Origin of the sequence: Streptomyces canus, assembly GCF_030816965.1 — a bacterium.
In the GTDB taxonomy this organism is placed as follows: domain Bacteria; phylum Actinomycetota; class Actinomycetes; order Streptomycetales; family Streptomycetaceae; genus Streptomyces; species Streptomyces canus_E.
Genome location: NZ_JAUSYQ010000002.1, coordinates 9,272,047 through 9,295,624, shown reverse-complemented (window position 1 = coordinate 9,295,624; position 23,578 = coordinate 9,272,047). Strand labels below are relative to the sequence as shown.

18 protein-coding genes and 1 pseudogene are annotated in these 23,578 nt (G+C 70.3%); 5 read left to right on the top strand and 14 right to left on the bottom strand.

The window, feature by feature from the left end:
• Window positions 1–12: 12 nt before the first annotated feature.
• The 5 genes from QF027_RS43395 to QF027_RS43375 all read right to left on the bottom strand — a co-directional run bounded on the left by QF027_RS43395 (window position 13) and on the right by QF027_RS43375 (window position 6,734).
• Window positions 13–2,004 carry an endo-beta-N-acetylglucosaminidase gene (locus QF027_RS43395; protein ID WP_307080937.1) on the bottom strand — a complete coding sequence of 664 codons (1,992 nt, stop codon included), beginning with the start codon at window positions 2,002–2,004 and terminating at the stop codon, window positions 13–15.
• Between the two features lie 385 nt (window positions 2,005–2,389).
• Window positions 2,390–3,646 (bottom strand): glycoside hydrolase 5 family protein, encoded by a 1,257-nt coding sequence (locus QF027_RS43390; protein WP_307080935.1) that lies wholly within the window; start codon window positions 3,644–3,646, stop codon window positions 2,390–2,392.
• A 33-nt stretch (window positions 3,647–3,679) separates the two neighbouring features.
• Window positions 3,680–4,510, bottom strand: a complete 831-nt coding sequence (locus QF027_RS43385; RefSeq protein ID WP_307080933.1) for a carbohydrate ABC transporter permease — start codon at window positions 4,508–4,510, stop codon at window positions 3,680–3,682.
• Complete coding sequence (locus tag QF027_RS43380; RefSeq protein WP_307080931.1) at window positions 4,507–5,445, bottom strand: carbohydrate ABC transporter permease; 939 nt, start codon at window positions 5,443–5,445, stop codon at window positions 4,507–4,509. The genes QF027_RS43385 and QF027_RS43380 overlap by 4 nt, the downstream gene beginning before the upstream one ends.
• A gap of 2 nt (window positions 5,446–5,447) precedes the next feature.
• Window positions 5,448–6,734: an ABC transporter substrate-binding protein gene (locus QF027_RS43375; protein WP_307080930.1), complete on the bottom strand. Its 1,287-nt coding sequence runs from the start codon at window positions 6,732–6,734 to the stop codon at window positions 5,448–5,450.
• A gap of 220 nt (window positions 6,735–6,954) precedes the next feature.
• Here QF027_RS43375 and QF027_RS43370 point away from each other — a divergent pair, with 220 nt between their 5' ends.
• Window positions 6,955–7,965: a LacI family DNA-binding transcriptional regulator gene (locus QF027_RS43370; RefSeq protein WP_307082701.1), complete on the top strand. Its 1,011-nt coding sequence runs from the start codon at window positions 6,955–6,957 to the stop codon at window positions 7,963–7,965.
• Between the two features lie 432 nt (window positions 7,966–8,397).
• On the opposite strand, the gene QF027_RS43365 is transcribed toward QF027_RS43370, so the two are convergent.
• Entirely contained in the window at window positions 8,398–9,930 is a 1,533-nt protein-coding gene (locus QF027_RS43365) for an alpha-L-fucosidase (RefSeq protein WP_307080928.1), read from the bottom strand.
• 9 nt (window positions 9,931–9,939) lie between these two features.
• Complete coding sequence (locus QF027_RS43360; RefSeq protein WP_307080926.1) at window positions 9,940–11,760, bottom strand: family 20 glycosylhydrolase; 1,821 nt, start codon at window positions 11,758–11,760, stop codon at window positions 9,940–9,942.
• Window positions 11,761–12,009: 249 nt separating this feature from the next.
• Here QF027_RS43360 and QF027_RS43355 point away from each other — a divergent pair, with 249 nt between their 5' ends.
• Window positions 12,010–13,353: an amidase gene (locus tag QF027_RS43355; RefSeq protein ID WP_307080924.1), complete on the top strand. Its 1,344-nt coding sequence runs from the start codon at window positions 12,010–12,012 to the stop codon at window positions 13,351–13,353.
• A gap of 10 nt (window positions 13,354–13,363) precedes the next feature.
• On the opposite strand, the gene QF027_RS43350 is transcribed toward QF027_RS43355, so the two are convergent.
• On the bottom strand, window positions 13,364–13,846 hold the full coding sequence (locus QF027_RS43350; RefSeq protein ID WP_373432009.1) for a GNAT family N-acetyltransferase: 483 nt from the start codon (window positions 13,844–13,846) through the stop codon (window positions 13,364–13,366).
• 51 nt (window positions 13,847–13,897) lie between these two features.
• The gene (locus QF027_RS43345) at window positions 13,898–14,071 is read right to left on the bottom strand and encodes a hypothetical protein (protein WP_007386357.1); all 174 of its coding nucleotides are present in this window, start codon (window positions 14,069–14,071) and stop codon (window positions 13,898–13,900) included.
• A 429-nt stretch (window positions 14,072–14,500) separates the two neighbouring features.
• Between QF027_RS43345 and QF027_RS43340 the strand changes: the two are divergent.
• Window positions 14,501–14,927 (top strand): annotated as a pseudogene (locus QF027_RS43340) (hypothetical protein).
• A 25-nt stretch (window positions 14,928–14,952) separates the two neighbouring features.
• Window positions 14,953–15,738: an SDR family oxidoreductase gene (locus QF027_RS43335; protein WP_306973378.1), complete on the top strand. Its 786-nt coding sequence runs from the start codon at window positions 14,953–14,955 to the stop codon at window positions 15,736–15,738.
• Window positions 15,739–15,743: 5 nt separating this feature from the next.
• Here QF027_RS43335 and QF027_RS43330 read toward each other — a convergent pair whose 3' ends face one another.
• The 4 genes from QF027_RS43330 to QF027_RS43315 form a co-directional block, all read right to left on the bottom strand.
• Window positions 15,744–15,974 (bottom strand): hypothetical protein, encoded by a 231-nt coding sequence (locus tag QF027_RS43330; protein WP_306973379.1) that lies wholly within the window; start codon window positions 15,972–15,974, stop codon window positions 15,744–15,746.
• A 92-nt stretch (window positions 15,975–16,066) separates the two neighbouring features.
• Complete coding sequence (locus tag QF027_RS43325; RefSeq protein WP_306973380.1) at window positions 16,067–17,584, bottom strand: SDR family NAD(P)-dependent oxidoreductase; 1,518 nt, start codon at window positions 17,582–17,584, stop codon at window positions 16,067–16,069.
• 104 nt (window positions 17,585–17,688) lie between these two features.
• Window positions 17,689–19,017 (bottom strand): wax ester/triacylglycerol synthase family O-acyltransferase, encoded by a 1,329-nt coding sequence (locus tag QF027_RS43320; RefSeq protein ID WP_306973381.1) that lies wholly within the window; start codon window positions 19,015–19,017, stop codon window positions 17,689–17,691.
• Window positions 19,018–19,163: 146 nt separating this feature from the next.
• Window positions 19,164–21,782: a PA14 domain-containing protein gene (locus QF027_RS43315; protein ID WP_307080922.1), complete on the bottom strand. Its 2,619-nt coding sequence runs from the start codon at window positions 21,780–21,782 to the stop codon at window positions 19,164–19,166.
• Window positions 21,783–21,942: 160 nt separating this feature from the next.
• Between QF027_RS43315 and QF027_RS43310 the strand changes: the two genes are divergently transcribed.
• Window positions 21,943–22,326, top strand: a complete 384-nt coding sequence (locus tag QF027_RS43310; RefSeq protein ID WP_307080919.1) for a hypothetical protein — start codon at window positions 21,943–21,945, stop codon at window positions 22,324–22,326.
• Window positions 22,327–22,338: 12 nt separating this feature from the next.
• Here QF027_RS43310 and glgC read toward each other — a convergent pair whose 3' ends face one another.
• Window positions 22,339–23,559 carry a glucose-1-phosphate adenylyltransferase gene (glgC, locus tag QF027_RS43305; protein ID WP_307080917.1) on the bottom strand — a complete coding sequence of 407 codons (1,221 nt, stop codon included), beginning with the start codon at window positions 23,557–23,559 and terminating at the stop codon, window positions 22,339–22,341.
• Window positions 23,560–23,578 lie beyond the last annotated feature (19 nt).

Sequence of the window (23,578 nt, the reverse complement as noted above, 5' to 3'; positions counted from 1 at the left end):
AGGGTCCGGGGGTTACCAGGGGTGGGTCACGGTCACGGGGTCCGACGACGTGTACAGCTCCCCCACGGCACGCAGCTCCAACCGCGCCTGCCGTTCGCCCTGTTCGGGCCGGAGGCCGCCGACGAAGTAGGCCCGCTGACAGGTGCCGCCGAGAAAACGCCGGCTGCCGTCGGGCAAAAGCCGGTGCAGGGTGTAGTGGCGTACGGCGCCGGGAGCCGCGTTCCACGCGAGGCGCAGGTCGCCGCCGGAGGCCGCGGTGATCCGCAGGCCGGAAGGTGCGGCGGGGGTGCCGGGGGTGTCGTACACCGCGAGACCGCCGAGCCGCCACGTCAGCGAGCCGCTGCCGGTGAGCCGCACGCCGAGCGCGTGGACGGTCCCGGAGAGCCCGGTGAGCCGTACGGTCGAGGTGTGCCAGCCGTCGCCGGAGGTCACGGGAAGATGGACGTACGGCGGTGTCGCCCCCGACGCGCCCGGCTCGGCGGTGGCCACGGCCAGCTCGACGCCCACCGCACCCGCGTCCATCCGGTGGGTCAGCTCGACCACCGTGTCGTGGCTGATCGGCAGCCGCGCGGCATACAGATCCACGGTGACCGGCTCATCAACCGAGCCACTCACGACCACACTGCTTCCGCCCCGCCAGGCGTCCGCGAAGTCGAAGGAGACGGCCGGCCGGGAGCCCTCCGTCCGTACCACCCACTGCCGCGACGGCAGCCGGTCCTGCAACCCGAGGTGGTTCCAGGCCGCGTCCGACGTGACGGCACCCTCCTCGTACCACCGCAGGCCGTGCCCGGTGTTGAACACGCTCGCGAACGGCAGCGAGGTGACCGTCGACCGGTCGGCGACCGACACCGCCGGAGCGCGCCAGCCGTCCGTCCCGTCGGGGCGGGACGGATCGAGCGACCGGCCCGTCCAGAAGCGGTCGTCGGCCGCGTGGAAGTCCTCCGGTGACCGCTGGTCGGCGGGCAGGTGGTTGCGGGTCCACTCCGGCCGGTACAGCCCGATCGACGTGATGTGCGGCTTGCCGGCCGGCACGATCGCGTCCCAGTTCTCGGACGTGTTCCAACCGCCCGCCTCCACGTCCACCCCGGCCCACAATTCGTAGCGGCTACGGCCCAGTCGCTGCGCCAGGGTGCCCGAGGAAGCCAGAGCGGCCGCCGTCCACCGGAAGTCGACGAACATGTCGTCGGCGGCCTCGAAGAACGCCTGGTTGCGGCTGTTCAGCGCACCCTGCCAGCTCACCGTCCCGTTCACGGTCATCGAGTCGTACCACGTCACCCGCTGCCCCCGAGCGGCGGCGAGCGACTTCAGCTCCCGGACGAATCCCAGCATGTCCGCGCCGAGAGCCGCATCCCCTCCGCCGGTCTCGGCGTTGACGAACCACCCGTCGAAGCCGTGGGCCGCGGCCACCGCGACGAGTTGCGCCGCCAGTGGATACCGCCCGGCCGCGTCCTTCTGCACCAGGTCCCGGGTCCACTGCAACTGCCCGCCGTAGGCGACGGGCGGCAGGAAGACGTTGCCGAGCACGGGCACGCCGTGGCGGTGGGCGGCGTCCACGATCGGCGCGTTCGGCGCGAGGATCAGTCCCTCGCCGGACGAACCGCCCCAGAAGACCAGCTCGTCGACGTAGGCCCAGTGCCCGAAGGCGTAGTAGTCGGACGTCGCCGAGCCCTGCGAAGGGTTGCCCGAGGTGGGCCCGAAGGAGACCAGCGACTGGATGCGGGCCTGCCCGGCGCGTGCCGTCGTGTTCGCGGGGGTCGGGGTGAAGCGGGCGGCGAGCGGTACGGAGGCCGCGTTGAAGGCGAGGTCGGCGTCGTCGACCGCCCGCCAGTCCTTGAGACTGCGCCAGGTGATGCCGGTGCCGGGGCCGCCGGAGGGCAGGGAGTCCGGGTACCAGTAGGTGGCGTACGGCTGGAGCGTGGTCGCCGCCGCTGCCTTCGCCGGCAGCGCGGGCAGCAGCGCCGCCGCGGTCGCGGCGAGCAGAACCGTGCGTCTGGTGGGGTTCACGAGCGGGTGCCTCCTAGTGGTCCTTGTGCGGTTGGTAACTGCTCGCCGGGGAGTGCGTACGAGGTCGAGTGAGCTCGATCGTGTGATGGTCCGGTCGCGGGCTTGCGGGGCCCTGGGCCGATCGGGTTGACGTGATCGTGCGAGCTGGGACGCCGGGTACGGCGCCTGGGGGCACCCCCTCTGGGGGAGTGCGGGGCCCCCGCTCCACCAGAGAGATGGTCAGGGGCCTCCCGTCGCCTCTGGCCGTAGCACCGGGACCGGACCACGCACAGGATGCGTGTCGCCGCCCCGGGGTCGAGTACGCCGGGGACCTGGGGGCACCTCCCACGCCCTTGAGGCAGTGGGGGAACGCCCAAGACCGTTCGGGGCGTGCGGCTGAACGGGCTCACTCCTGCTCAGTCCCCAGGAACGGTGGGAGTACCTGATCGGATGTGACGACCTCGGTGATGCCGCGCGCGGACAGATGGTCCTGGTCGGCGGCACGGGTGTCGAGGACGGTGGTGGGGCGGGCGCCGTCGGCGACCAGCCGGAAGTAGGCGTCGAAGACCGGGCCACCGGGCGCGCAGAGCGCACGGCAGGCGGGGTCGGAGGGAACGACCAGTGCGGTCGTACGGCGTTCAGGCGCGTGCGAGCCCGTACGCGCCGCCCGCTCCAGCGCCCGGGCCGCCTCCTTCGGCTTCCGGTCGTTGGTCAACAGGCCGAGCCCGTACTCCAGTTCCGGGAAGTCGGCGAGCTCCCGGGACACGTCGTGGGAACACCACCAGGTGATGCCCCACAGGTCGGGGCAGTCCAGGGCGTTCGCCACGGTCGCCTCGGTGAAGGCGGCGGCGTGCTCGGGCGGCACCAGCGGGGCGGGGGCGCCGACCTCCTGGAGCCAGACGGGCCGGTGCGGGTCCTCGGCCCAGGCCTTGCTGAGCTCCACGAGGTAAGCGGCGTGGTGCTCGGCCGGGACGGAGGTGCGGCCGTGGCGCTGGGCGGTGCCGTTGAAGACCCAGGAGTGCACGGCGGTGACGGCACCGTGGCGGGCGGCCTGGACGGGGGTGAAGGGCTGGTCGTCCTGGTACCAGGTGGCGTCGTACTCGGCGTGCAGGTGCAGTCGGCCGGGGGCCCCTTCCTCGCAGGCGGCGAGCATGCGGGTGAGCCAGGCGTCGATCTGCTCGGACGTGGCCCGGTCGGGGTCGGGATGCGGCCCCGCCGAGAACTGGTTGACCTCGTTGCCGAGGGTCATGCCGATGAAGTTGGGGCGGTCCGCCAGCGCCGCCGCCAGCGTGCGCAGATAGGCGGCCTGGCCCTCGACGACCTCCGGGTCGGTGAAGAGATTGCGCCGGTGCCAGGTCCGGGTCCAGGCCGGCAGGAAGTCGAAGCTGCTCAAGTGACCTTGCAGCCCGTCGACGTTGACGTCGAGACCGCGCTCGGCGGCGGCGTCGACGAGCCGCACGAGATCCGAGACGGCCCGCTCCCGGATCAGGGTGCGGTTCGGCTGGAAGTAGGGCCACAGCGGGAAGACCCGGATGTGGTCCAGGCCCAGGGCGGCGATCGAGTCGAGGTCGGCGCGGACGGGGTCGAGGTCGAAGTCGAGCCAGTGGTGGAACCATCCGACGCTCGGGGTGTAGTTGACGCCGAAGCGCACGGCAGCAGGCATGCGGAGTCCTTGTCAGACGCGAAGCGGGGGGGTTCAGCCCTTCACCGCCCCCTCGCCCACCCCGCGGAAGAAGTACCGCTGGAGGCCGGCGAAGAGGGCGATCAGCGGGGCCACTGCGATGACCGTGCCCGCGGCGACGAGCCGTTCGTCGTTGGCGAAGGTGCCGTGCAGGTAGTTGAGGCCGATGGTGAGTGTGAACTTCGACGGGTCGCTCAGCACGATCAGGGGCCACAGGAAGTCGTCCCAGGCGCCCATGAAGGCGAAGATCGCGACGACGGCCACGGTCCCCTTCACCGACGGCAGCGCGATCCGCAGGAACCGCTGCCAGACGTTGGCGCCGTCGACGTAGGCCGCCTCCTCGATCTCGTACGGCAGGTTCAGGAAGGCGTTGCGCATCAGCAGGACGTTCATCGCGCCGATGCAGCCCGGCAGGACCACGCCGATCAGGGTGTTGTTGAGGCCGAGCTCCCGCATGGTGGTGAACTGGGCGATGATGATGCCCTCCACGGGCACGAGCATCGCCAGGACGAACGCGAGGGTGGCCGCGCGGCGGCCGCGGTAGCGCAGCCGGGCCAGGGCGTATCCGGCGAGTGCCGAACCGACGCAGTTGGTCACGACGTTGGCGGTGGCGACCTTCAGGGAGTTGAAGGCGTAGTCCCAGACGGGGATGGTGTCGGCGACCCGCTCGTAGTTGTGGAAGGTCGGATTCCGGGGCAGGAAGGACGGCGGCGAGCTGTAGATGTCCTCCGTGGGGCCCTTGAGCGAGGTCGACAGCTGCCAGAGGAAGGGGCCGACGGTCAGGGCGAGGACGGCGAGCAACAGGACGTACCGCAGCACCAGTTCGCCCTTGCGTACCCGGGTCACGCCTCCCCCCTCCGGTCGGCCCGCAGCACGAGCAGCATCAGCGCGACGGTGACGACGAAGACGACGACCGAGATCGCGGACGCGTAGCCGACGCGGCCCGTCAGTCCGGTGCCGGTGCGCTGGACGAGCATCACGAGCGTGGTGTCCTCACCGGCCGGCCCCCCGCTCGGGCCGGCCATCAGGTAGACCTCGGAGAACACCTTGAAGGCGGCGACCGAGGACAGTGCCCCGACGAGTGCCATGGTCGAACGGACGGCGGGCACCGTCACCGTGACGAACCGCCGGATCGCCCCGGCCCCGTCCACCGCCGCGGCCTCGTGCAGCTCACGCGGCACGTTGGCCAGTGCGGCCAGGTAAATGATCATGTAGTAGCCGAGGCCCTTCCACACCGTGACGGCCATGGCGCTCAGCAGGAGCAGCCACTGGTCGCTCAGGAAGCCGATCCGCCCGACCCCGATGGCCTCCAACAGCGAGTTGATCAGGCCGCGTTCGTCGAGGAGCCACACCCAGATGAGGCCGACCACGACGATCGAGGCGACGACCGGGGTGTAGAAGGCGGACCGGAAGAAGGTGATGCCGGGAATGTTCTTCTGCACCAGCAGCGCCAGCAGCAGCGGCAGGATCACCAGCGCGGGCACGACTCCGAGGACGTACAGCGAGCTGTTGCGCAGGCCGATCCAGAACATGTCGTCGTGCAGCAGCTCACGGAAGTTCGCGAGGCCCACGAACTCGCCCGGGATCAGGGTGCGGCGGTCGGTGAAGGCGTTCACCAGCGTGGAGACGAACGGGTACAGGATGAACGCGCTGATGATCAGCAGACCGGGTGCGGCGAACAGCCAGGGGCTCGACGGGAGCTGGCGCCTGACCCGACGCCCGCGCGGGACGTCGGGCGCACGGCTGTCGGGCCGGGCCCGGGAGACGGTGGACGACGCCATGGCTATCCCTGCTGCTGGAGCAGCGTGTCGCAGGCCTTGACAGCGTTGTCGAGGGCTTCCTCGGGACTCTCCTTGCCCTGCAACGCCTTCGCGACCTCGTTGCGCAGGGCCGTCTTCATCTGCTCGCTGAACAGCACGGGTGTGTAATTGACCGCGTTCTTCAGGGACTTGGCGGCGGCGACCCGCACCCGCGTCTCGTCGGTCCCGTCCTCCTTGGTGAAGTAGGGGTCGTCCAGCGATCCCGCGGTGCTCGGGAAGATGGCGACCTTCTTCGCGAAGGACATCTGGTGCTCGGCGTCGGTGACGTAGTGCGCGAAGGCGACGGAGGCGGCCTTCTTCTTGGTCTGCGCGTTCACCATCACGCCCATCACGTACATGTTGACGTGCCCGGTACTGGTGATCTGGTCGGTGATGCCGATGTTCTTGTACAGGTTCGGCGCCTGCTTCTTGAAGTTGCCGAGGTCCAGTGCGCTGCCGGGGTTCATGGCGACGGCCCCGGTGAGGAACTTCTTGCCGGAGGACTCGGGCGTGGCGGTGAGCGCCTGCGGGTCGAGCGCCTTGGCGTCGTACAGCTCCTTGTACTTGGTGAGCAGTTCGACACCCTTGGCGTCGTTGAAGGCGAAGGCGGTGCCCTCGGAGTTCATGAGCTGGACGCCGTAGCGGCCGAAGTCCTCGACGGTGGGCACGTTGGCGAGGGTGGCGACCTTGCCGTCGCTCTTCTTCGCCAGCTCCAGGGCGTCCGCGAAGAGTTCGTCGTACGTCTTCGGCGGCTGGTCGGGGTCGAGCCCGGCCTCCTCGAAGAGGGACTTGTTGTAGAAGAGCGGTCCGGTGTTGAGGTACCAGGGGAAGGCGTAGGTGCCGGTCATGCCAGGTATCCGGTGGCTGGCCCAGGCGCCGTCCAGGTACTCCTTCCTGTACTGCCCGGCCGCCTTGTCGAGGTCGAGCGCGAGGCCGGCCTTGGCGAGGGGCGCGACCAGGTCCGGGGACACGTTGACGACGTCGGGCAGGGTGCCGCCCGCGGCATCGGCGCTGATCTTGTCGGCGTAGCCCTCGGCGGGCTGGTCGATCCACTTCACCTCGGTGCCGGGGTACTTCTTCTCGAAGTCGGCGATCAGGCCCTCGAAATAATCCTTGAAGTTCGCCCTGAGGTTCCAGGTCTGGAAGGTGATGTCGCCCTCGATCTTGCCGGAGGCGTCACTCGAACCGCCGTCGTCGCCGGACCCGCAGCCGCTCAGCGGCAGAAGGGCACAGACAGCGGCGGCAGCGAAGGTTCTGCGGGAAATGGGCACGGCGAACCGGTCTCCTTTGCGGCGGAGTTGGCCAACGACGGAGACCCTGCACGCCGTTCCACGGGCCCGTCAATGCCTCTCGCACAGCTAATTTCTTTAGTGACTAATGCGTATTAGGTTGACGGAGCTGAACCGCATTAGTGCATACTGTCCCGACGGTCTGCCGAGGGAATGGGGAAACAGCGTGTCAGGCAAGCGGTCACCGGTCCGCAGGCCCACGATGAAGGACGTCGCCCGGCAGGCCGGCGTCTCCCAGAGCGCGGTCTCCTTCGCACTGAACGGCCGGCCCGGCGTCTCCGAGGACACCCGCGACCGCGTACGCCGGGTCGCCGAGGAACTCGGCTGGCGCCCGAGCACCGCGGCCCGGGCGCTGTCCGGCGAGGGCGCCGCCACGGTCGGCTTCGTGCTGGCCCGCCCGGCCGAGACGCTCGGCGTCGACTCCTTTTTCCTCCAACTCGTCTCCGGGATACAGGAAGTGCTGGCGGAGCGTCATCTCGGGCTGCTGTTCCAGGTGGTGGAGGACGTCGAGGACGAGTGCGCGGTGTACCGGCGCTGGTGGGCCGAACACCGGGTCGACGGTGTCCTGGTGGTGGACCCGCGAACGGAAGACCCCCGCACCGGAGTCCTCGACGAACTGGGCCTGCCCGGTGTGGTGATCGGCGGTGCCCCCGACGAACGCCACCCCGGCCTGTCGACGGTCTGGGCCGACGACGCGGGCGCGATGGCCGCGGTCGTGGACGAGCTGTACGCCCTCGGCCACCGACGGATCGTGCACATCGCGGGCCTGCCCGGGCTCGCCCACACCGAGCGCCGTATCCGCACGCTGCGCGCGGAGGCCGAGCGGCGCGGCCTGACCGGCGTGACGTCGGTGACCACCGACTACTCCGACGCGGCGGGCGCGGCCGTCACCCGCCGGGTCCTGGAGGCGTCCGCTCCCCCGACCGCGCTGATCTACGACAACGACGTGATGGCCCTCGCCGGAGTCGCCGCAGCGACCGAACTGGGCCACTCGGTGCCCGGGGACGTCTCGGTGGTCGCCTGGGAGGACTCGGCCCTGTGCCGCATGGTCAAGCCGTGGCTGTCGGCCCTGTCCCGGGACAGCGTGGAGTTCGGCCGTACGGCGGCCACGGAACTGACAGCGCTGCTGGACGGCGGTCCGGCGCGGACGGTACGGGTGCCGGTTCCCCGGCTGATCGTGCGGGACAGCACGGGGGTGGTCCGGGGCGCCTGAACCGAGGGGACAGCGAGCGCCCCGGCGGGGACAATGGCCGTACGCGGACAAGGGGAACGGTCTGTGTCGCCACCGCACTCGCGCTGTCGGCCGCGGTGGGCTGTACGACCGGCGACACCGAGGAGCGGGCCCGCCCGAGCAGCCCGACCGCCTTGACGCCCCGCACTGCGAGCCCGACGCCGGCGCCGGTGAACCCCGTCTCGATCCCGGCCATGATCCAGCGCGATCACAGGGGGTCCGGTCTCGAACTGGGCAGGGTGCTGACCCGTACCTCCGCCTACACGAGCTACGAGCTGACGTACGCGTGTTCCCCGAGCCGCCGAGGCACTGGCCGGGACGCCCGGCTGGGAACGCGACTTGATGCCCTTCGACTGGCGGCTGCCGTGAAGGGTGGCCACCGGGGCGCAGAGAATCCGGTGGCCACCCACTCCCTCAGACCCGGGACCGATACAGCCCGAACTCCTTGATCTGTACGGCACTTCGAGCCTGTGTCACCCGCAGTCGCCACCTGCGGGCCCGTACCGGAGCCGACAGCAGCAGGATGCGGCTCGCGCCGACGGTCCCGGCACCCGTGACCTCCGTCCAGGTGCCGTCGCGGAACGCCTCGACGACGAAGCTCTCCACCTGCTGGCCGTGCCGGATGTCCTCGGCGAGACGGATGCGGTCGACCTCGTGTTCCGTGCCGAGGTCGACGGTGACGCGGCCCGGTGCCGACGTGGTGCGACCGCGCGCGGTCAGGTCCTGCGGCAGCTCCCGCTCGATCCGTTCCCTGAACTCCCGCAGCCGCACGACGTCCGTGCCGTGCAGCAGGCCCTCCGTGTCCGGTGGGACATTGAGCAGCAGCACCGCGTTGCGCCCCACCGACCCGAAGTAGATCTCCGTCAGGTAATCCACGGACTTGGGCTGTTGGTCGGCGTGGTAGAACCAGCCGTCGCGGATGGAGACGTCGCACTCCGCGGGCCACCACTGGAGGTAGTCCGTCGCGGGCTGCGCCTTCACCAGGGCGGCGCGACTGCCCTCGTCGGGGGTGTCGTAGGACATGGCCCAGTCGGTGCGGCCGTACTGGTTCTCCTTGACCGGGATGACGCTCCACTCGTCCTCGCGCGCCATGCCGCTCTCGTTGCCGACCCAGCGCAGGTCGGGGCCGGTGACGGCGATCGCCGCGTCCGGGGCGAGGGTCCGCACCAGGGTGTACCAGCTGTCCCAGTCGTAGCTCTCCACCTTTTCGGGTGGGATGTGGCCTTGCGCGCCGTCGAACCACACCTCGTCGACGGGCCCGTACTCGGTGAGCACCTCGTACAGCGTGTTGAGCATGTGGGCGCCGTAGTCGGTGGCGTCCAGGGTGTGGAATCGGTCCGGCGTACGGTCGTCGTCCGCCACGAGGGTCGGGATCGTGCGCGGGGAGCGGGCGCTGCCGTTGGCGTACACGCCGTGCAGGTACTGGTTCTCGTCGGCTGGTGAGATGTAGACACCGACCTTGAGGCCGTGGCGGCGCATGGACTCGGAGAAGGAACGCAGCACATCGCCCTGTCCGTCGCGCCAACTGCTCGATGCCACCGAGTGGTCGGTGTAGCGGGAGGGATAGAGGACGAAGCCGTCGTGGTGCTTGACGGTGAGGATGGCGAGCCTGAAGCCGCCGTCCTTCAGGGCCGCCGCCCATTGGTCGGTGTCGAGGCCGGTCGGCTGGAAGACGTCCGGGTCCTCGTCGCCGGTGCCCCACTCCAGGCCGGTGAAGGTGTTCACGCCGAAGTGCAGGAAAGCGGTCCGCTCCAGGCTCTGCCAGGCGATCTGCCGTGCGGTGGGCCTGACGTGGGACGCCGTGCGGACGAGGTCGGCCTCGGTGTCGTCCGGGGAGACGCGGATGCGGTAGGAGCGGTCGTCGGAGGCCGCGGCGGCCATCGTGGGGATGCCGGTCACGGCGAGTGCGGTGGCGGCGGTGACGAAGAGGCGTCTGGAGACGGTCATGGGGGCTCCTCAGCTCAAGTGCCAGACGGCGGGGGTGCGTTGATCGGCCGGGTACTGCACGATCCGGCCGTCGTCCGTGACGGTGAGCGCCATCTGGGTGATCGCGTTGACGAGCCGGTATCCGCCCGCCACGGGCTCCAACTCCCAGCGCTGCAAGGTGCCGGACGTGTCGCAGGTGTCCCAGGTCGCCTCGATGCCGGGCTGCAGCGGCACGTTGAGCGTGAGCTTGCCGCCGCTGATCGCGAGGCAGCCGGCCGCCGACCGGAGGGTCACATAGCCGTCCGCCGTGCGCTGCACGGAGGCCGTGAACGACCGCCCGAAGGTGTACGTGCCGTCCGCCACCGGAACCCGGGTCAGGTCCCGCCGACCCGGCGCGTGTCCCACCGCCGCACCGCGCGCCACGAACTCCGCGTAGGCGGCGTCGGGATGCGGATCCCCCCACGTGGCCTGGGCGACATGCCGTAGCGCGGGCCAGAGCCGGACGGCGACCTCGTTCTCCGTCTCACCGCGTCCGTTGTCCGGCCACAGGCTGATCTTCGCGCCGGTGACGCCCCGGGAGGAGGCGAGCTTCTCGCCCTCGAAGCTGCGCGGGTCCCAACTCTGGTCGTAGAGCGACTCGGTGTCGCTGTGGAAGCCGCCGCGGATGAGGTAGAGCGAATAGGAGGCGTTCATCACCGAGTAGCCCTGCGCGATGAGCTGACTGGGCTTGACCGCCACGTTCAGCCAGTGCTCGACCGTGGTGTCGGCCTTCACCGGCACGGTGTTGGCTCCGGTCAGCCCGTCGTTCCAGATCCGCAGCTTCACACCCTTGCTCGCCGCGTGGTCGTGGACGCGGTTGACGAAGTCGACGAACGCGTCCTGCGGGGTGGCGCCCGAACCGTACGTGTCCTGGGCGTACTTGAGGATCTGCGGGTACTTCGCGAAGTCGGAGCCGAGCATGTACTCGTCGGCTCCCATGTGCCAGGACTTCGCCGTGAAGACCTGGGCGTACTCGTCCATCAGACTCGTGTAGTAGTCGAAGGCCGCCTGCTGGGTGATGTCGAGCCGGGAGGGCTGCTTGTTGCCGTCGGAGTCGGTCAGCTGGAGGTCCGGGCGGTTCTCGATCCACGGGTCGAAGTGCCCAGGGGAGTTGATCTCGGGGATGATCTCGACGTGGTACTTGTCGCCGAGCGCGACCAGCTGCCGTATCTCGTCCTTGGTGTAGTAGCCCCAGGTGTTGGCCTCGGGGTGGGCGTCGCTCTTGACCTTCAGCTCCACGAGCAGCTGGTTGAGCTTGTTGTAGGCCATCTCTCGGACGAGGTTCTCCAGCCAGGGCAGCGAGACGTGGATGTAGCAGGCGCACACGCCGACGCCCCGCTCCTTGTAGCGCGGCACGTCGACCGTGCGCCCGGCGGGGATCCGGTCGCCCTGCGCGAGGAGCTGGAGGAGGGTCCGGGTGCCGTAGAAGGCGCCGGTCTCGGTCGCTCCGGTGATCGACAGGCCTGCACCGGCGTGGAGTTCGTAGCCCTCGGCACCGAGGGAGCTCCGGGACGGCTTGACGTCGATAACGATGTCACCGGACCGGGCTCCGCCGCGTACGACGGGGACCGAGCCGTGGCCCGCCGCCCGCAGATCACCGGCGAGCGTGCCGGCCACCCGGCGTTCGGCCGGGCCGTCGGCGACGAGCCGGGCCCCGGGCCGGTAGACGTAGGCGCCCGACTCCGGAGTCCACTGGGTCAGGGCGGGCACCGTGACCGGCGGGCCCGGGTCCGAGCGTGCGAGCGCCGGGGCGGGCGCCAGGAGCAGCGTCAGCAGCGCCACGACGGCGGCGAATCTCAGCCGTTTCCTCATGAGCGACTCCCTATTCATCGGATGGCTGATAATTGAGGTCCACAGAAGGGCTGTCAACGGGGCTGAATCAGCTGCGAGTTGAGCCAGAGATCGGATGACCTGCTGGTCGTCGCCTGTCTCCGGCGTCCTCCGTCGCGAAAAGTCCAAGAAGACCGGTCCGAATGTCCAAGCGCGAGCGCTCTCGACGCGACGTCCGCCTCCGGGCAGAGTTCTCCCTACGTACTCGCGAGTAGCCCCCGAGGAGCGCACGTGACCAGCTGGGTCGGCCGTACCGCCGCCGAGATCGCCGCCGCCGTCCGCGAGAAGCGGACCACGCCCCGGGAGGTGGTGGCCGAGCACCTCGCCCGGATCGACAGGCTCGACGGACGGATCGGGGCGTTTCGGGTGGTGCGCGCCGAAGCGGCGATGGCGGAGGCCGACGAGGTGGGCTCCCGGGGCGACCTCGGCGAACTGCCGCTGGCCGGGGTGCCGGTGGCCGTCAAGGACAACCTCTCCGTGCGCGGCGAGGCCAACCGCGTCGGCTCCGCCGCGACTCCCGACACTCCCGCCCAGGCCGATCATGAAGTCGTGGCCCGGCTGCGGGCCGCGGGCGCGGTGGTCGTAGGGCTGACAAACGTGCCGGAGCTGTGCGTCTTCGGTACCACGGAGGGCGTCCACGGCACCTCCCGCAACCCCTGGGACACCTCGCGTACGGCGGGCGGCTCGTCCGGCGGCAGCGCGGCCGCGGTCGCCGCGGGCCTGGTCCCCATCGCCCTCGGCAACGACGGCATGGGCTCCCTGCGCATCCCGGCGGCCAACTGCGGGCTCGTCACGCTGAAGCCGGGCTCGGGGGTGGTCCCGGCCGGCATCAGCGACGGCGACTGGTTCGGCATGTCCGAAAACGGTCCGCTGGCGACCACGGTCGAGGACGCCCGTCTGCTGCTTTCGGTCATCGCCGGCACCGAGTTCGTACGACGGGACGCGCCCGCCACGCTCGACGTCGCCGTGTCCCTGCGCAGCCCGCTCGCCGGGGTCACGATCAGCGCGCCGTATACGAACGCGGTCCGGGAGGCGGCCGGGCTGCTGATCAAGGCGGGGCATCAGGTGCGGCGCGCCGACCCGCCGTACCCGCTCTCGCTGAGTGTCACCTCCCTCGCCACCTGGACGGCCGGCACCTCGGTGGACGCGGCGGGGCTGGATCCGCGGCTGCTGGCCCGGCGCACCCGGGTGCACGCGGCGATTGGCCGGCGCTTCGTCAAGGCGGTGCGGAAGGGCAAGGCCCGGCAGGAACTGCGCGAGCGCCTGGAGCCGTTCTTCGCCGAGCACGATGTCCTGCTGCTTCCGGCGCTGGCCCGCCGCTCCCCCAAGGCTGAGGCCTGGCACGAGCGGGGCTGGCTGCGCAACGTCCTGGTCAACACCAACTACTCGCCGCTCACCCCGCCGTGGAACCTCACCGGCTGGCCGGCGATGTCGGTCCCGCTCGGCACTCTGCCTTCGGGCGCCCCCACCGCCGTGCAACTGGTGGCACGGCCCGGGTCGGAGACGGTGCTGCTGGAGGTCGCGGAGGAACTGGAGCGGCGGCAGCCGTGGCGCCGGACGGCGCCGCTCGACTGAATACCTGCCCCTAGAGGGCCTTGTACATGATGTGCAGTCCGACGCGTCCGTGCCGGGGGTGTTCGAAGGCGTCCGGCACGGTGCCGAGGATCGTGAAGCCGAGCGAGGTCCACAGCCGCACGGCCGGGTTGGTCTCGACGACGGCGTTGAATACCATCCCCCGGTAGCCGTCGGCCGCGGCGGCGGCCAGGACGTGCTCGGCGAGGGTGCGGCCGATGCCGCGGCCGCCCTGGTCGGGGTCGACCATGAAGCCGGCGTTGGCGATGTGGGCGGCGGGACCGCCGTAGTTGGGGGTGACGTAGGCCGAGGCGACGACGGCGCCGCTTTCGTCCTCGACGACGTAGACGCGCTTGGCCGGGTTCATCCACAGGGCGCGCGCTGCTTCTTCGGAGGTGTCGGGGTCCCAGGCGTAGGTCTCGCCCGCGGCCACGATCCGGTGCCAGAAAGGCCAGATCCGCGGCCAGTCGTCGGCCGCGGCTTCTCTGATCAGCATGGGCGTGAGTCTCGCACGCCCATGCCGTCGGCGATCGCGAAGGTCCTGCGGTCAGTCCACGCTGGGCAGGATGTGGGGCTCGGCGAGGTCGTCCTCGTAGCCCGCGAGACGGATGGGGGCGGAGCGCGCCCACACGTCGAGACTGCCGATGTCTCCGGGCCGTCGGCCCGCGCGCTCCGGGCGTTCCTTGGGGCGCTGTTCGCGATTCGTCTTTTCCGGTGTCACCGCGCACTCCTTATGTGTCGGGCTCACCCTCGGGACGTACCTGTGCACCCTACGGTCCGGTGCCTGGACGCCCGCTCGGGTCTGGGTCGAGTCGGTTTCGGACGCGGTGGCGCCGGTAACTCAGGTGAGAGCAGGCCGTGGTGACCGGCTTTGTCCCGGGACGGACTATGGGTGTGGGTGGGACCCCGTACTGCCGTCCGTCGGCTACAGATTAACCAGATGAGCAGTGGCCCGCTCGATAGGGGCTGAAAACAAGGCGTAACCATCGCGAGTCACCTAAGGTCTTTCAGTAACGTTCTGGGCATATTTGTCACTCGATGCACAGTTTGAAAGTCACCCGACCGGCCTACACGACCGCGCGCGCCTTCGACGGTCCGGAGCCACGCAGTTCAGGTCCTGTCGACCGAATGGGCTGGGGAGGACTGACGCATGGAGCTGCGCAGTGTCGAGGAGCTGATGGATCTGCTGCACGCCTGTCGGCACCAGCAGGCGTTGCGGACCGCCGCTCTGCTGCGCCGCAGCCGCCCAGCCGACAAGGAACTCCAGGTGGCGGGGCTGGTACGGGGCATCGGGCAGCTGCTGTCCCCCTCCGACGGCACCGCCCGGGCCGAACGCGCGGCAGCGGCGGTACGCCCCCTGCTCGGCTGGGGATCCCCCCAGGCCCTTAAGGCACTGGGGGAGCGTCGCCCACCTGGTCCGCCACCACGGCCCGACCTGCGACGACGACCTGTCGCGCCTGCGCGAGGCGGACCAGGAGAGCCGGGCCGTCGTCTTCGACGCCGGTGTCCTGGAGGACTGGCGCACCCTGCTGGAGCTGGTCGCGGCACGCAACACCCGTATCAGGGGTGTCGATTGACGGTCCGTCATGAGACGGTACGGCGATGACGCCTGGACTGCACGGCAGGGCCGCCCTGGTCACCGGGGCCACGCGCGGCATCGGACACGCCGTCGCCCGGCAGCTGGCCGACGCCGGGGCGCGGGTGTGTGTGACGGCCAGGGACGCGGAAGAGGTCCGGCACACCGCCGAGCAGCTCGGCGGTATCGGGCTGGCGGGGAGCGTCGCGGACCCGGAGCACGCGCGGGCGGCCGTGGATCTCGCTCTCGGCGAGTTCGGCCGGATCGACATCCTCGTCAACAACGCGGCGACGAATCAGCCGTACGGCCCCCTCATGGAGGTGGATCCCCAGGCGTGGGGCGAGGCCTTCACCGTCAATGTCGAGGCACCGCTGCGGCTGGTGCAGGCGGCGTGGCGGGCGTGGATGCGGGAGCACGGCGGGTCGGTGGTCAACGTCTGCACGGAGGGCGCCGGACATGTGGGGCCGAACGTCGGCGCGTACGGCACGAGCAAGGCGGCGCTGCTCCATCTCACCCGGCAGCTGGCGGGCGAGCTGGCCCCCCGGGTGCGGGTCAACTCCGTCTCTCCCGGTCTCGTACGGACGGAGATGGCGCGGTTCGTGTGGGAGAAGGGCCCCGTCGAACTGCCGTTGGGGCGGATCGGTGAGCCCGAGGACATCGCGCGGGCGGTGGTGTGGCTCGCGTCCGACGCGGCCGAGTGGATCACCGGGGCGGATCTGCTGGTGGACGGGGGCACACGGGTGCGGGCGGCGCACCCGGGCGGGTACGCCGTCCATGACCGGCTGCGGTCGTATGCCCCGCCGCACTCATGACGGCGTCACGGGAACAGGGCGATGCCCATGAGGATGATCAGGCCCGCGAAGACGACGAGCGCGATCATGCCCCAGCTCCAGGGGTGCCTGATCGGGTCGGAGGCACCACCGCGGGGCCGGTCCTCCGGGAGTTCGCGCTGGACCGGACGGTCGCTCGCGTAGAACTCCTCGTCGGTCGGGTAGTGGTTGCGCGGATCGTTGAAGGCGCGCGGATCGATGCTGTGTGGACGTGCCATGACAACTCCTGGCAGAGAACCTTCCGCCCCCGTGTTCCCCGTCGACGACGGCCCACACGTCAGGGCCGCCGCCGACCGTCAGAGCCGCGGGCTCACCACTTGCCGGGCGCGTAGTCCTTCAGGAAGACCCCGTACACGTCCTCGCCGTCCTCGCCGCGCACGATCGGGTCGTAGACGCGGGCCGCGCCGTCGACCAGGTCGAGGGGGGCGTGGAAGCCCTCCTCGGCGAGACGGAGCTTGTCGTAGTGGGGGCGCTCATCGGTGATCCAGCCGGTGTCGACCGAGGTCATGAGGATGCCGTCGGTCTGGAACATCTCCTGCGCGCTGGTCCGCGTGACCATGTTCATCGCGGCCTTGGCGGCGTTGGTGTTGGGGTGGCCCGCGCCCTTGTAACCGCGGCCGAAGACGCCCTCCATCGCCGAGACGTTCACCACGTAGGCGCGTCCGCTCCCGGCCTTCTTCGCGGCGTCGGCCATGGCCGGGCGCAGCGCGCTGATCAGGATGAACGGCGCCGTGTAGTTGCACAGCTGGGTTTCGAGCAGCTCCACCGGAGAGATCTGCTCGATCGTCTGGACCCAGGTGTTGCTGTCGACGACGTCGGGGACGAGGCCCCCCGCGTCGATGGCGGTGCCGTCCAGATGCCGGGCCACGCTGGCATTGCCCGCGACCAGGGCGAGGTCGGCGATCTGCTGCGCGTCGAGGCCGGAGATCCCGGCGGGCAGGGAGGCGAGTCCGTCGACCGCGCCGGAGCCGAACGCACCGATGACGTGGTGGGCGGGGAGCTCACCGGCGGGCAGCGGGGCGCTCTCGCCGTCGACCAGGGCGGCGTAGGCGGAGGGCAGCCGTCGTACGGTCTGCGTCGCGTTGTTGACGAGGATGTCGAGCGGGCCCGCCGCGGCGACCTGCTCGGCGAGGGCCACGGCCTGCGCCGGGTCCCGCAGGTCGATGCCGACGACCTCCAGGCGGTGGATCCAGTCCGCCGAGTCGTCCATGGCCTTGAAACGGCGGATGGCGTCCTTCGGGAAGCGCGTGGTGATCGTGGTGTGCGCGCCGTCGCGCAGCAGCCGCAGCGCGATGTACATGCCGATCTTGGCGCGGCCGCCGGTGAGCAGGGCGCGCTTGCCGGTGAGGTCGGCGCGGACGTCGCGCTTGGCGCGGTTCAGGGCGGCGCAGTCCGGACAGAGCTGGTGGTAGAAGTAGTCGACCTCGACGTACCGGGTCTTGCACGTGTAGCAGGAGCGCGGGCGCTGGAGTATCCCCGCGATCCGGCCCTCCTCGGTGACCGACGACGGCAGGATGCCCTCGGTCTCGTCGTCGATGCGCTGGGCGGACCCGGTCGCCGTGGCCTCCGTGACCGCCTTGTCGTGGGCGGTCTTGGCGGCCCGGCGCTCCTGCCGGCGGCGCTGCTTCACGGTGCGGTAGACGCCGGCGGTGGCCCGGCGCACGGCGATCGCGTCGGGGTGGTCGACCTCCAGCTTGTCGAGCTCGTCGAGCACGCTGAGGCAGACGGCCAGCCGCTCCGGATCGATGCCGGGGCCGTGCACGACCTCGTCACCGGGCTCGCGCACGACCTCGTCCATGGTCGCCGAGCCGTCCTCTGTCACCGTCATCGCGCTGCCGTTTCCCTGGTCACCCGAGCGGCGCGTCGGTCGCGTCCGCTTGTCGAACGCGGAATTTTACTTCAGCGCCGGACCCGACCCGCAATCCGGAACGATCAAGAACCGCAGGCAGCCAGCAGTTCCTTCACCTCCTCGGACAGTGCCCGGGCAAGGACGTCCAGGTCAGGCACGGCTTCGGCGTCCGCCACGAGACCGTAGTGGACCTGTCCCCGGTACGTCGAGATCGCGACCGCGAGGGACTGGCCGCGGGCGAGCGGGGCGAAGGGGTAGACCTCGGTGACCAGGTTTCCCCCGAGCTTCAGTCCGATGCCGGGCAGCGGGACGCTGGTGACGAGGATGTCGAACCAGAGCCGGGCGCCCTGGCCGGCCAGGGGCCCGCCGAGGCGGTGGCCGAGGGCCGGGACATGGTCGGCGAGGAGGGCGACGGCGCCCGCGCCGCGGTGGGGGCCGGCGTCCTTTTTGCGGTCCATGGCCGTGCGGACCGCGTCCAGGCGGCCCAGCGGGTCGGGGTCGTCGACCGGAAGCCGCACCAGGTACCCGGAGAGCCGGTTGCCCTGCGGGTGCGCGGTGCGCGGACGGCGCCTGGAGACGGGGATCAGGGCGCGGGGTGCCACGCCCGCACTGCCGTCGCCGCGCTCGTCCAGCCAGCGGCGCAGGGCGCCCGCGACGACCGCGATCAGGACATCGTTGACGGTGCCGCCCCGGGTCTTGCGGACGCGGTGCACGTCGTCGAGGTCGACGACGACTCCGGCGGTGCGGCGGGTGCCGGTCGGCTTGGAGACGAGGGCGGCCGAGGAGCGCACGCCTACGCAGGACAGGGCGACGGATGCGCCGATGTCGAGGGCGCGGCCCAGGTCGGAGACGGCGGACCGGACGAGCCCGGGCAGCCGGCGCACATCCGGGAGCAAGGCCTTCGCGGGTTCCGCGGGGCGCGGCTTGCGCACGGGCAGGTCCATCGGGTCCAGGACGGCGGCGGCGAGCGTCAGGGCCCGCAGTCCGTCGGCCAGGGCGTGGTGGAACTTGAAGAGCACGGCGAAGGAGACACCGTCCTCCCCCGGCAGCACATGGGCTTCCCATGGCGGCCGTTCGCGATCGAGCGGCCGCTGCATGAGTCGGCCGGCCTCGGTGTGGAAGTCCGCGGTCGGGGCGTGCAGCAGGACGTGGCGGAGCGGGTCGAAGTCCGGGTCGGGTACGCGGGCGGCTCCCCCGAAGGCGTACGGGAAGCCGAGCGGCCACACGTCCCGGATCCGCATCCTGAGGCCGGGCACGGCGGCGGCCCGGCCCGCGAGCAGATCGGCCGCGTGCGCGCCGGCGGTGGGTGAGTGTGCCGCGAAGACGCCGAGCGCTCCCAGGTGCATCGGGTGCTCGGCGGATTCCATGTTCCAGAACGCCAGGTCGAGAGGGGCGAGCAGGTCAGAGGTCAATGGCTTGCCTCGCGTCGAGAACGGGTGGGCCAGCAGTCAATCGCCATCCCGTGATTACGGTCAAGTACGATCAAGCTACGCACAGTTAACAACAGATTAAGCCCCGCCCCCAGTCGAAAGGGGCGGGACACATGGTGTGAATGCAATCATCCGTCGGTTGACGCACACCCTGCCGGAATCGCCCGGGACGCGTCCCGGATCAGGGCGTGGTGCGCGGCCCGGACCCGCTCGACGTCCGGTTTGAGGACCTTGCGGTCGTAGGTGAGCAACCCGTTCAGCTCACCCTCGACGTCCGCGATCTGGGTGTAGACGGCCCCGTTGCCGCCCCGGCAGGCCAGGGCCCGCACCTCGTCGAGCTTGGCCAGATAGCCGTCGGTGTAGGTCGCCGGGTCGACGTCGACGTACGACTGCTGGACGGACCAGGCGTGCCCGGGCACAGCGAGGCCCAGGCCGCCGTACTCACCGCTGACCAGGGCGCGCCTGCCGTCGGGGTGTGGTGGCAGGGCGGGACTGGGATACCCGTGCTCGTCCATGATGTCGCCGGCGTTGCCGTCGGCGCCGAGGTTGAGACCCGACTGGTTGTTGACCAGGCGGGTCGGGTCCCAGGCCTTGGCCTGCTCGGCGATCCGGCCGATGTCGTACTGCCCCCAGCCCTCGTTGAAGGTCACCCACATGACGACCGACGGACTGCTGATGTGCTCGTCGACCATCTGCTTCATCTCGCGCTCGTACTCGGCACGGGCGGCGGGACTCGGATTCACCCCCGCGGTCATCGCGGGCATGTCCTGCCACACCATCAGACCCAGCCGGTCGGCCCAGTGGAACCAGCGGTCGGGCTCGACCTTGATGTGCTTGCGGACGGCGTTGAAGCCGAGCTTCTTGTGCACCCTCAGGTCGTACGCCAGGGCTTCGTCGGTGGGCGCGGTGTGCAGGCCGTCGGGCCAGAAGCCCTGGTCGAGGGTGGCCATCATGAAGACGGGCTCGCCGTTGAGGACCGTGCGCGGGGTGCCGTCGACGTTCTCGACGGCGATGGAGCGCATCCCGAAGTAGCTGCCGACGCGGTCGGCGCCGACGGTCACCTTCAGGCCGTAGAGGAACGGATCGTCCGGCGACCACAGGCGCGGGTTCTCGATGGTCAGGGTCAGCGGCGCACCCGTCCGGCCGCGTGCCGTGGCGAGCTTCCGCTTTCCGTCGTACGCCGTGGCCGTGATCGGTACACCGTCGCGGACGCCCTGCGCCTGCACTGTCAACCTGTTGGCGGAGACGTCGGGGATCAGCTTGAGGGAGCCGACGTGGTCGCGGGCGACCGGCTCCATCCAGACGGTCTGCCAGATCCCGGAGGACGGGGTGTACCAGATGCCGCTCGGGTCGAGACGCTGCTTGCCGAGGGGCGGGTTCTCGCCGTCGGCCGCGTCGGTGGGGTCGTACACGCCGACGATCAGTTCCTGGGTGCGGCCGGGCTTCAGCGCGTCGGTGATGTCGGCGCTGAACTTGTCGTAGCCGCCGGTGTGTTCGGCGACCTTGATCCCGTTGACGTACACCTCGGACCGCCAGTCGACCGCCCCGAAGTTGAGCTGGAGGCGCTTGCCGGAGCCGATGCGCCAGTCGGCCGGGACGGTGAAGGTGCGGCGGTACCACATGCGGTCCTCGTGCCGTTCCAGGCCGGAGAGCTGTGACTCCACGGGGTACGGGACGAGGATGCGCTCGGCCAGGTTCCTGCCCACCGGTGGCCGTTCACCCGCCTCGGCGGCGGCGAACTGCCAGCGGCCGTTGAGGCCCTGCCACGCCTCGCGGGTCAACTGCGGCCGCGGATACTCGGGATGGGCGTTGTCCGGCCCCACCTCGTCGGCCCACTTCGTGCGCAGTTCGTACGTCGAGCGATTGGGTCCGCTGCTCCAGAACGCGCCGACAACGTTGCCGTCAGCACTGGTGAGCCCGCCTTCACCGTCATAGCGGAGGTCGGCGGTGCCACGCGCGGTGCCGGCCCTGTTGCCCACGACGGGTTCGGCGAGGGTGACGAGCAGGACACGGGGGTCTTCCGGGTCCTGTTTCGCCGTGCCCAAGGGCCACTTGGCGCCGCCGATCACCGCCCGGAGGTGGTCGGCGAGGGCGGCCGGAGGTGCGGCTAGGGGCTGGGCGAAGTCGAGCTTCAGGGTGCGGCCGGTGCCGAGGACGGTGGTCGCGACCGCGCCGTCGTAGTCGTAGCCCTCGGGCAGCCGGAACGCCGACTGCGGAACGGCCTCCTTGGTTCCGCCGGGCTGGACCCAGCGCAGGTGGAGGTTGGAGCCGCCGTAGTGCTCGAAGTACTCGACCTTGATGTCGTAAGACTCCCCGGCGGTCAACTCGACGGGCTGCGCGGTCTGTTCGCGGTCCCAGTCGTCGACCCAGTGGTCGATGAGGAGCTGTCCGCCGATCCAGAGGCGGAAGCCGTTGTCGCCGATGACCGAGAAGGTGTGCGGTCCGGAGGCCGTCGGTACCAGCCTGCCGGTCCAGCGGACGCTGACGTCGTCCGAACGACCGGTCGCGGCGGCCAGCCGGGGCTCCAGGTTGTCGAAGTCGAGGGTCGGGTCGAAGGTGGTCGCCTTGAGCTCGTGGAAGTCGAAGGCACCGGGGGCTGACTGGGTGTAGTACTCGCCCTTGAGACCACGGGCCTCGACGGGATCGTCGGCCTGGGCGGGGACCGCGGTCAGACCGGCGAGGCCGAGGAGGGCGGCGAGCAGTAACGCCAGCCGGGCTCTGAGACGGGTGATGTGCCTGCTGTGCACGGAAGCCTCCATAACAACGTTGTCATGGGCAGGAAGTGGCATGACAACACGGATTCCGACTTCCGTCCAGGGACATGACAAGTCCTCGGCACATGCCATCGCCGCGCCGCACGCGGACAATGGCAGAAGAACCCTCCCCTGCCGGAAGAAGGCGATGGAGATGCCGAAGGTTTCCCGCGACACGGCCACCCAGGGCGGCGACTACGGGGCGGTCGTCGACCGGTCCGAGGTGTTCGGCGACTACACGGTCGACTTCCTGACATTCCGCGAGGACGTCGACCACCGGCCGCTGCTCAAGGGGCTGCCCGACGACCGCTGCCAGTGCCCGCACTGGGGCTACGTCTTCAGGGGCGAACTCACCTTCCACTACGCGGACCACGACGAGGTGTACCACGAGGGCGACGCGTTCTACGCCCCCGCGGGGCATGTGCCGGTCCACACCGAGCCGGGCAGCGAATACCTCCAGATCAGCCCCTCGGATGAGCTGCGCCGAACCAGTGAGGTGATCATGAAGAACTTCACAGCCCAGCGGCCACAGGGCTGACCCGACCGCCGCTCAGGACACCAGCTGTCCCTTCCCGAGCGCGATCACCCCGCCCTTGGACACGGTGTACAGCTCCGCGTCCCGCTCCGGGTTCACACCGATCGTCGCGCCCGGCGGGACCTCGACGTTCTTGTCGAGGACGGCGCCGCGGACCACGGCACCCCGCCCGATCTTGACGTTGTCGTGCAGTACCGAGCCCTGGACCACGGCCCCCGGGTCGACCAGGACACCGGGCGAGAGCACGGACCGGGTGACCTGGCCCCGGATCAGGCAGCCCGCGCTGATGATGGACTCACTGGCGATGCCTCCGGAGTTGAAGCGGGCCGGGGAGAGCTGGCCGGAATGGGTGTAGATGGGCCACTGCCGGTTGTAGAGGTTGAAGGCGGGGCGCTCGGCGATCAGGTCCATGTGGGCGTCGTAGTACGCGTCCAGGGTTCCCACGTCGCGCCAGTAGCCGCGGTCGCGGGTGGTCTCGCCGGGGACGTGGTTGGCGCTGAAGTCGTAGAGCTGGGCCTCGCCGCGGTCGGTGAGCTGCGGCAGGATCGAGCCGCCCATGTCGTGGACGGAGTGCTCGTCCTCGGAGTCCCGCTGGAGCGCCTCGATCAGGGCCTTGGTGGTGAAGATGTAGTTGCCCATCGAGGCGAACACGCTCTCCGGGTCGTCCGGCAGCCCCGGCGGGTCGGCGGGCTTCTCCAGGAAGCCTTCCACCGTGAGGCCGTCCGAGCCCGGGGAGATCACCCCGAACGAGGGGGACTCGGCGCGCGGGACACGGATCCCGGCCACCGTGACGCCCGCGCCGGACTCGATGTGCTGCGCGAGCATCTGGCGCGGGTCCATGCGGTACACGTGGTCGGCGCCGAAGACCGCGACGTACTCGGGACGTTCGTCGTAGAGCAGGTTCAGGGACTGCAGGATCGCGTCCGCGCTGCCCAGATACCAGCGCGGTCCGAGGCGCTGCTGGGCCGGCACCGGCGTGATGTAGTTGCCGAGCAGGCTCGACATCCGCCAGGTGGTCGTGATGTGCCGGTCGAGCGAGTGCGACTTGTACTGCGTGAGCACACAGATGCGCAGGATGTCGCCGTTGACGAGGTTGGACAGGACGAAGTCGACCAGACGATACGTCCCTCCGAAGGTGACCGCCGGTTTGGCGCGGTCCGTGGTCAAGGGCATCAGGCGTTTGCCTTCTCCACCCGCGAGTACGATGCCGAGCACCGAAGGTCCGCCACGACGCATGGCCGCTCTCCTCACCCTG

Coding starts and splice junctions, on each gene's coding strand:
- QF027_RS43350 (WP_373432009.1), bottom strand. CDS start 13,846: ATGCTGATCAGAGAAGCCGCGGCCGACGACTGGCCGCGGATCTGGCCT.
- QF027_RS43365 (WP_307080928.1), bottom strand. CDS start 9,930: ATGACCGTCTCCAGACGCCTCTTCGTCACCGCCGCCACCGCACTCGCC.
- QF027_RS43360 (WP_307080926.1), bottom strand. CDS start 11,760: ATGAGGAAACGGCTGAGATTCGCCGCCGTCGTGGCGCTGCTGACGCTG.
- QF027_RS43335 (WP_306973378.1), top strand. CDS start 14,953: ATGACGCCTGGACTGCACGGCAGGGCCGCCCTGGTCACCGGGGCCACG.
- QF027_RS43325 (WP_306973380.1), bottom strand. CDS start 17,584: ATGACGGTGACAGAGGACGGCTCGGCGACCATGGACGAGGTCGTGCGC.
- glgC (WP_307080917.1), bottom strand. CDS start 23,559: ATGCGTCGTGGCGGACCTTCGGTGCTCGGCATCGTACTCGCGGGTGGA.
- QF027_RS43380 (WP_307080931.1), bottom strand. CDS start 5,445: ATGGCGTCGTCCACCGTCTCCCGGGCCCGGCCCGACAGCCGTGCGCCC.
- QF027_RS43310 (WP_307080919.1), top strand. CDS start 21,943: ATGCCGAAGGTTTCCCGCGACACGGCCACCCAGGGCGGCGACTACGGG.
- QF027_RS43330 (WP_306973379.1), bottom strand. CDS start 15,974: ATGGCACGTCCACACAGCATCGATCCGCGCGCCTTCAACGATCCGCGC.
- QF027_RS43370 (WP_307082701.1), top strand. CDS start 6,955: ATGAAGGACGTCGCCCGGCAGGCCGGCGTCTCCCAGAGCGCGGTCTCC.
- QF027_RS43390 (WP_307080935.1), bottom strand. CDS start 3,646: ATGCCTGCTGCCGTGCGCTTCGGCGTCAACTACACCCCGAGCGTCGGA.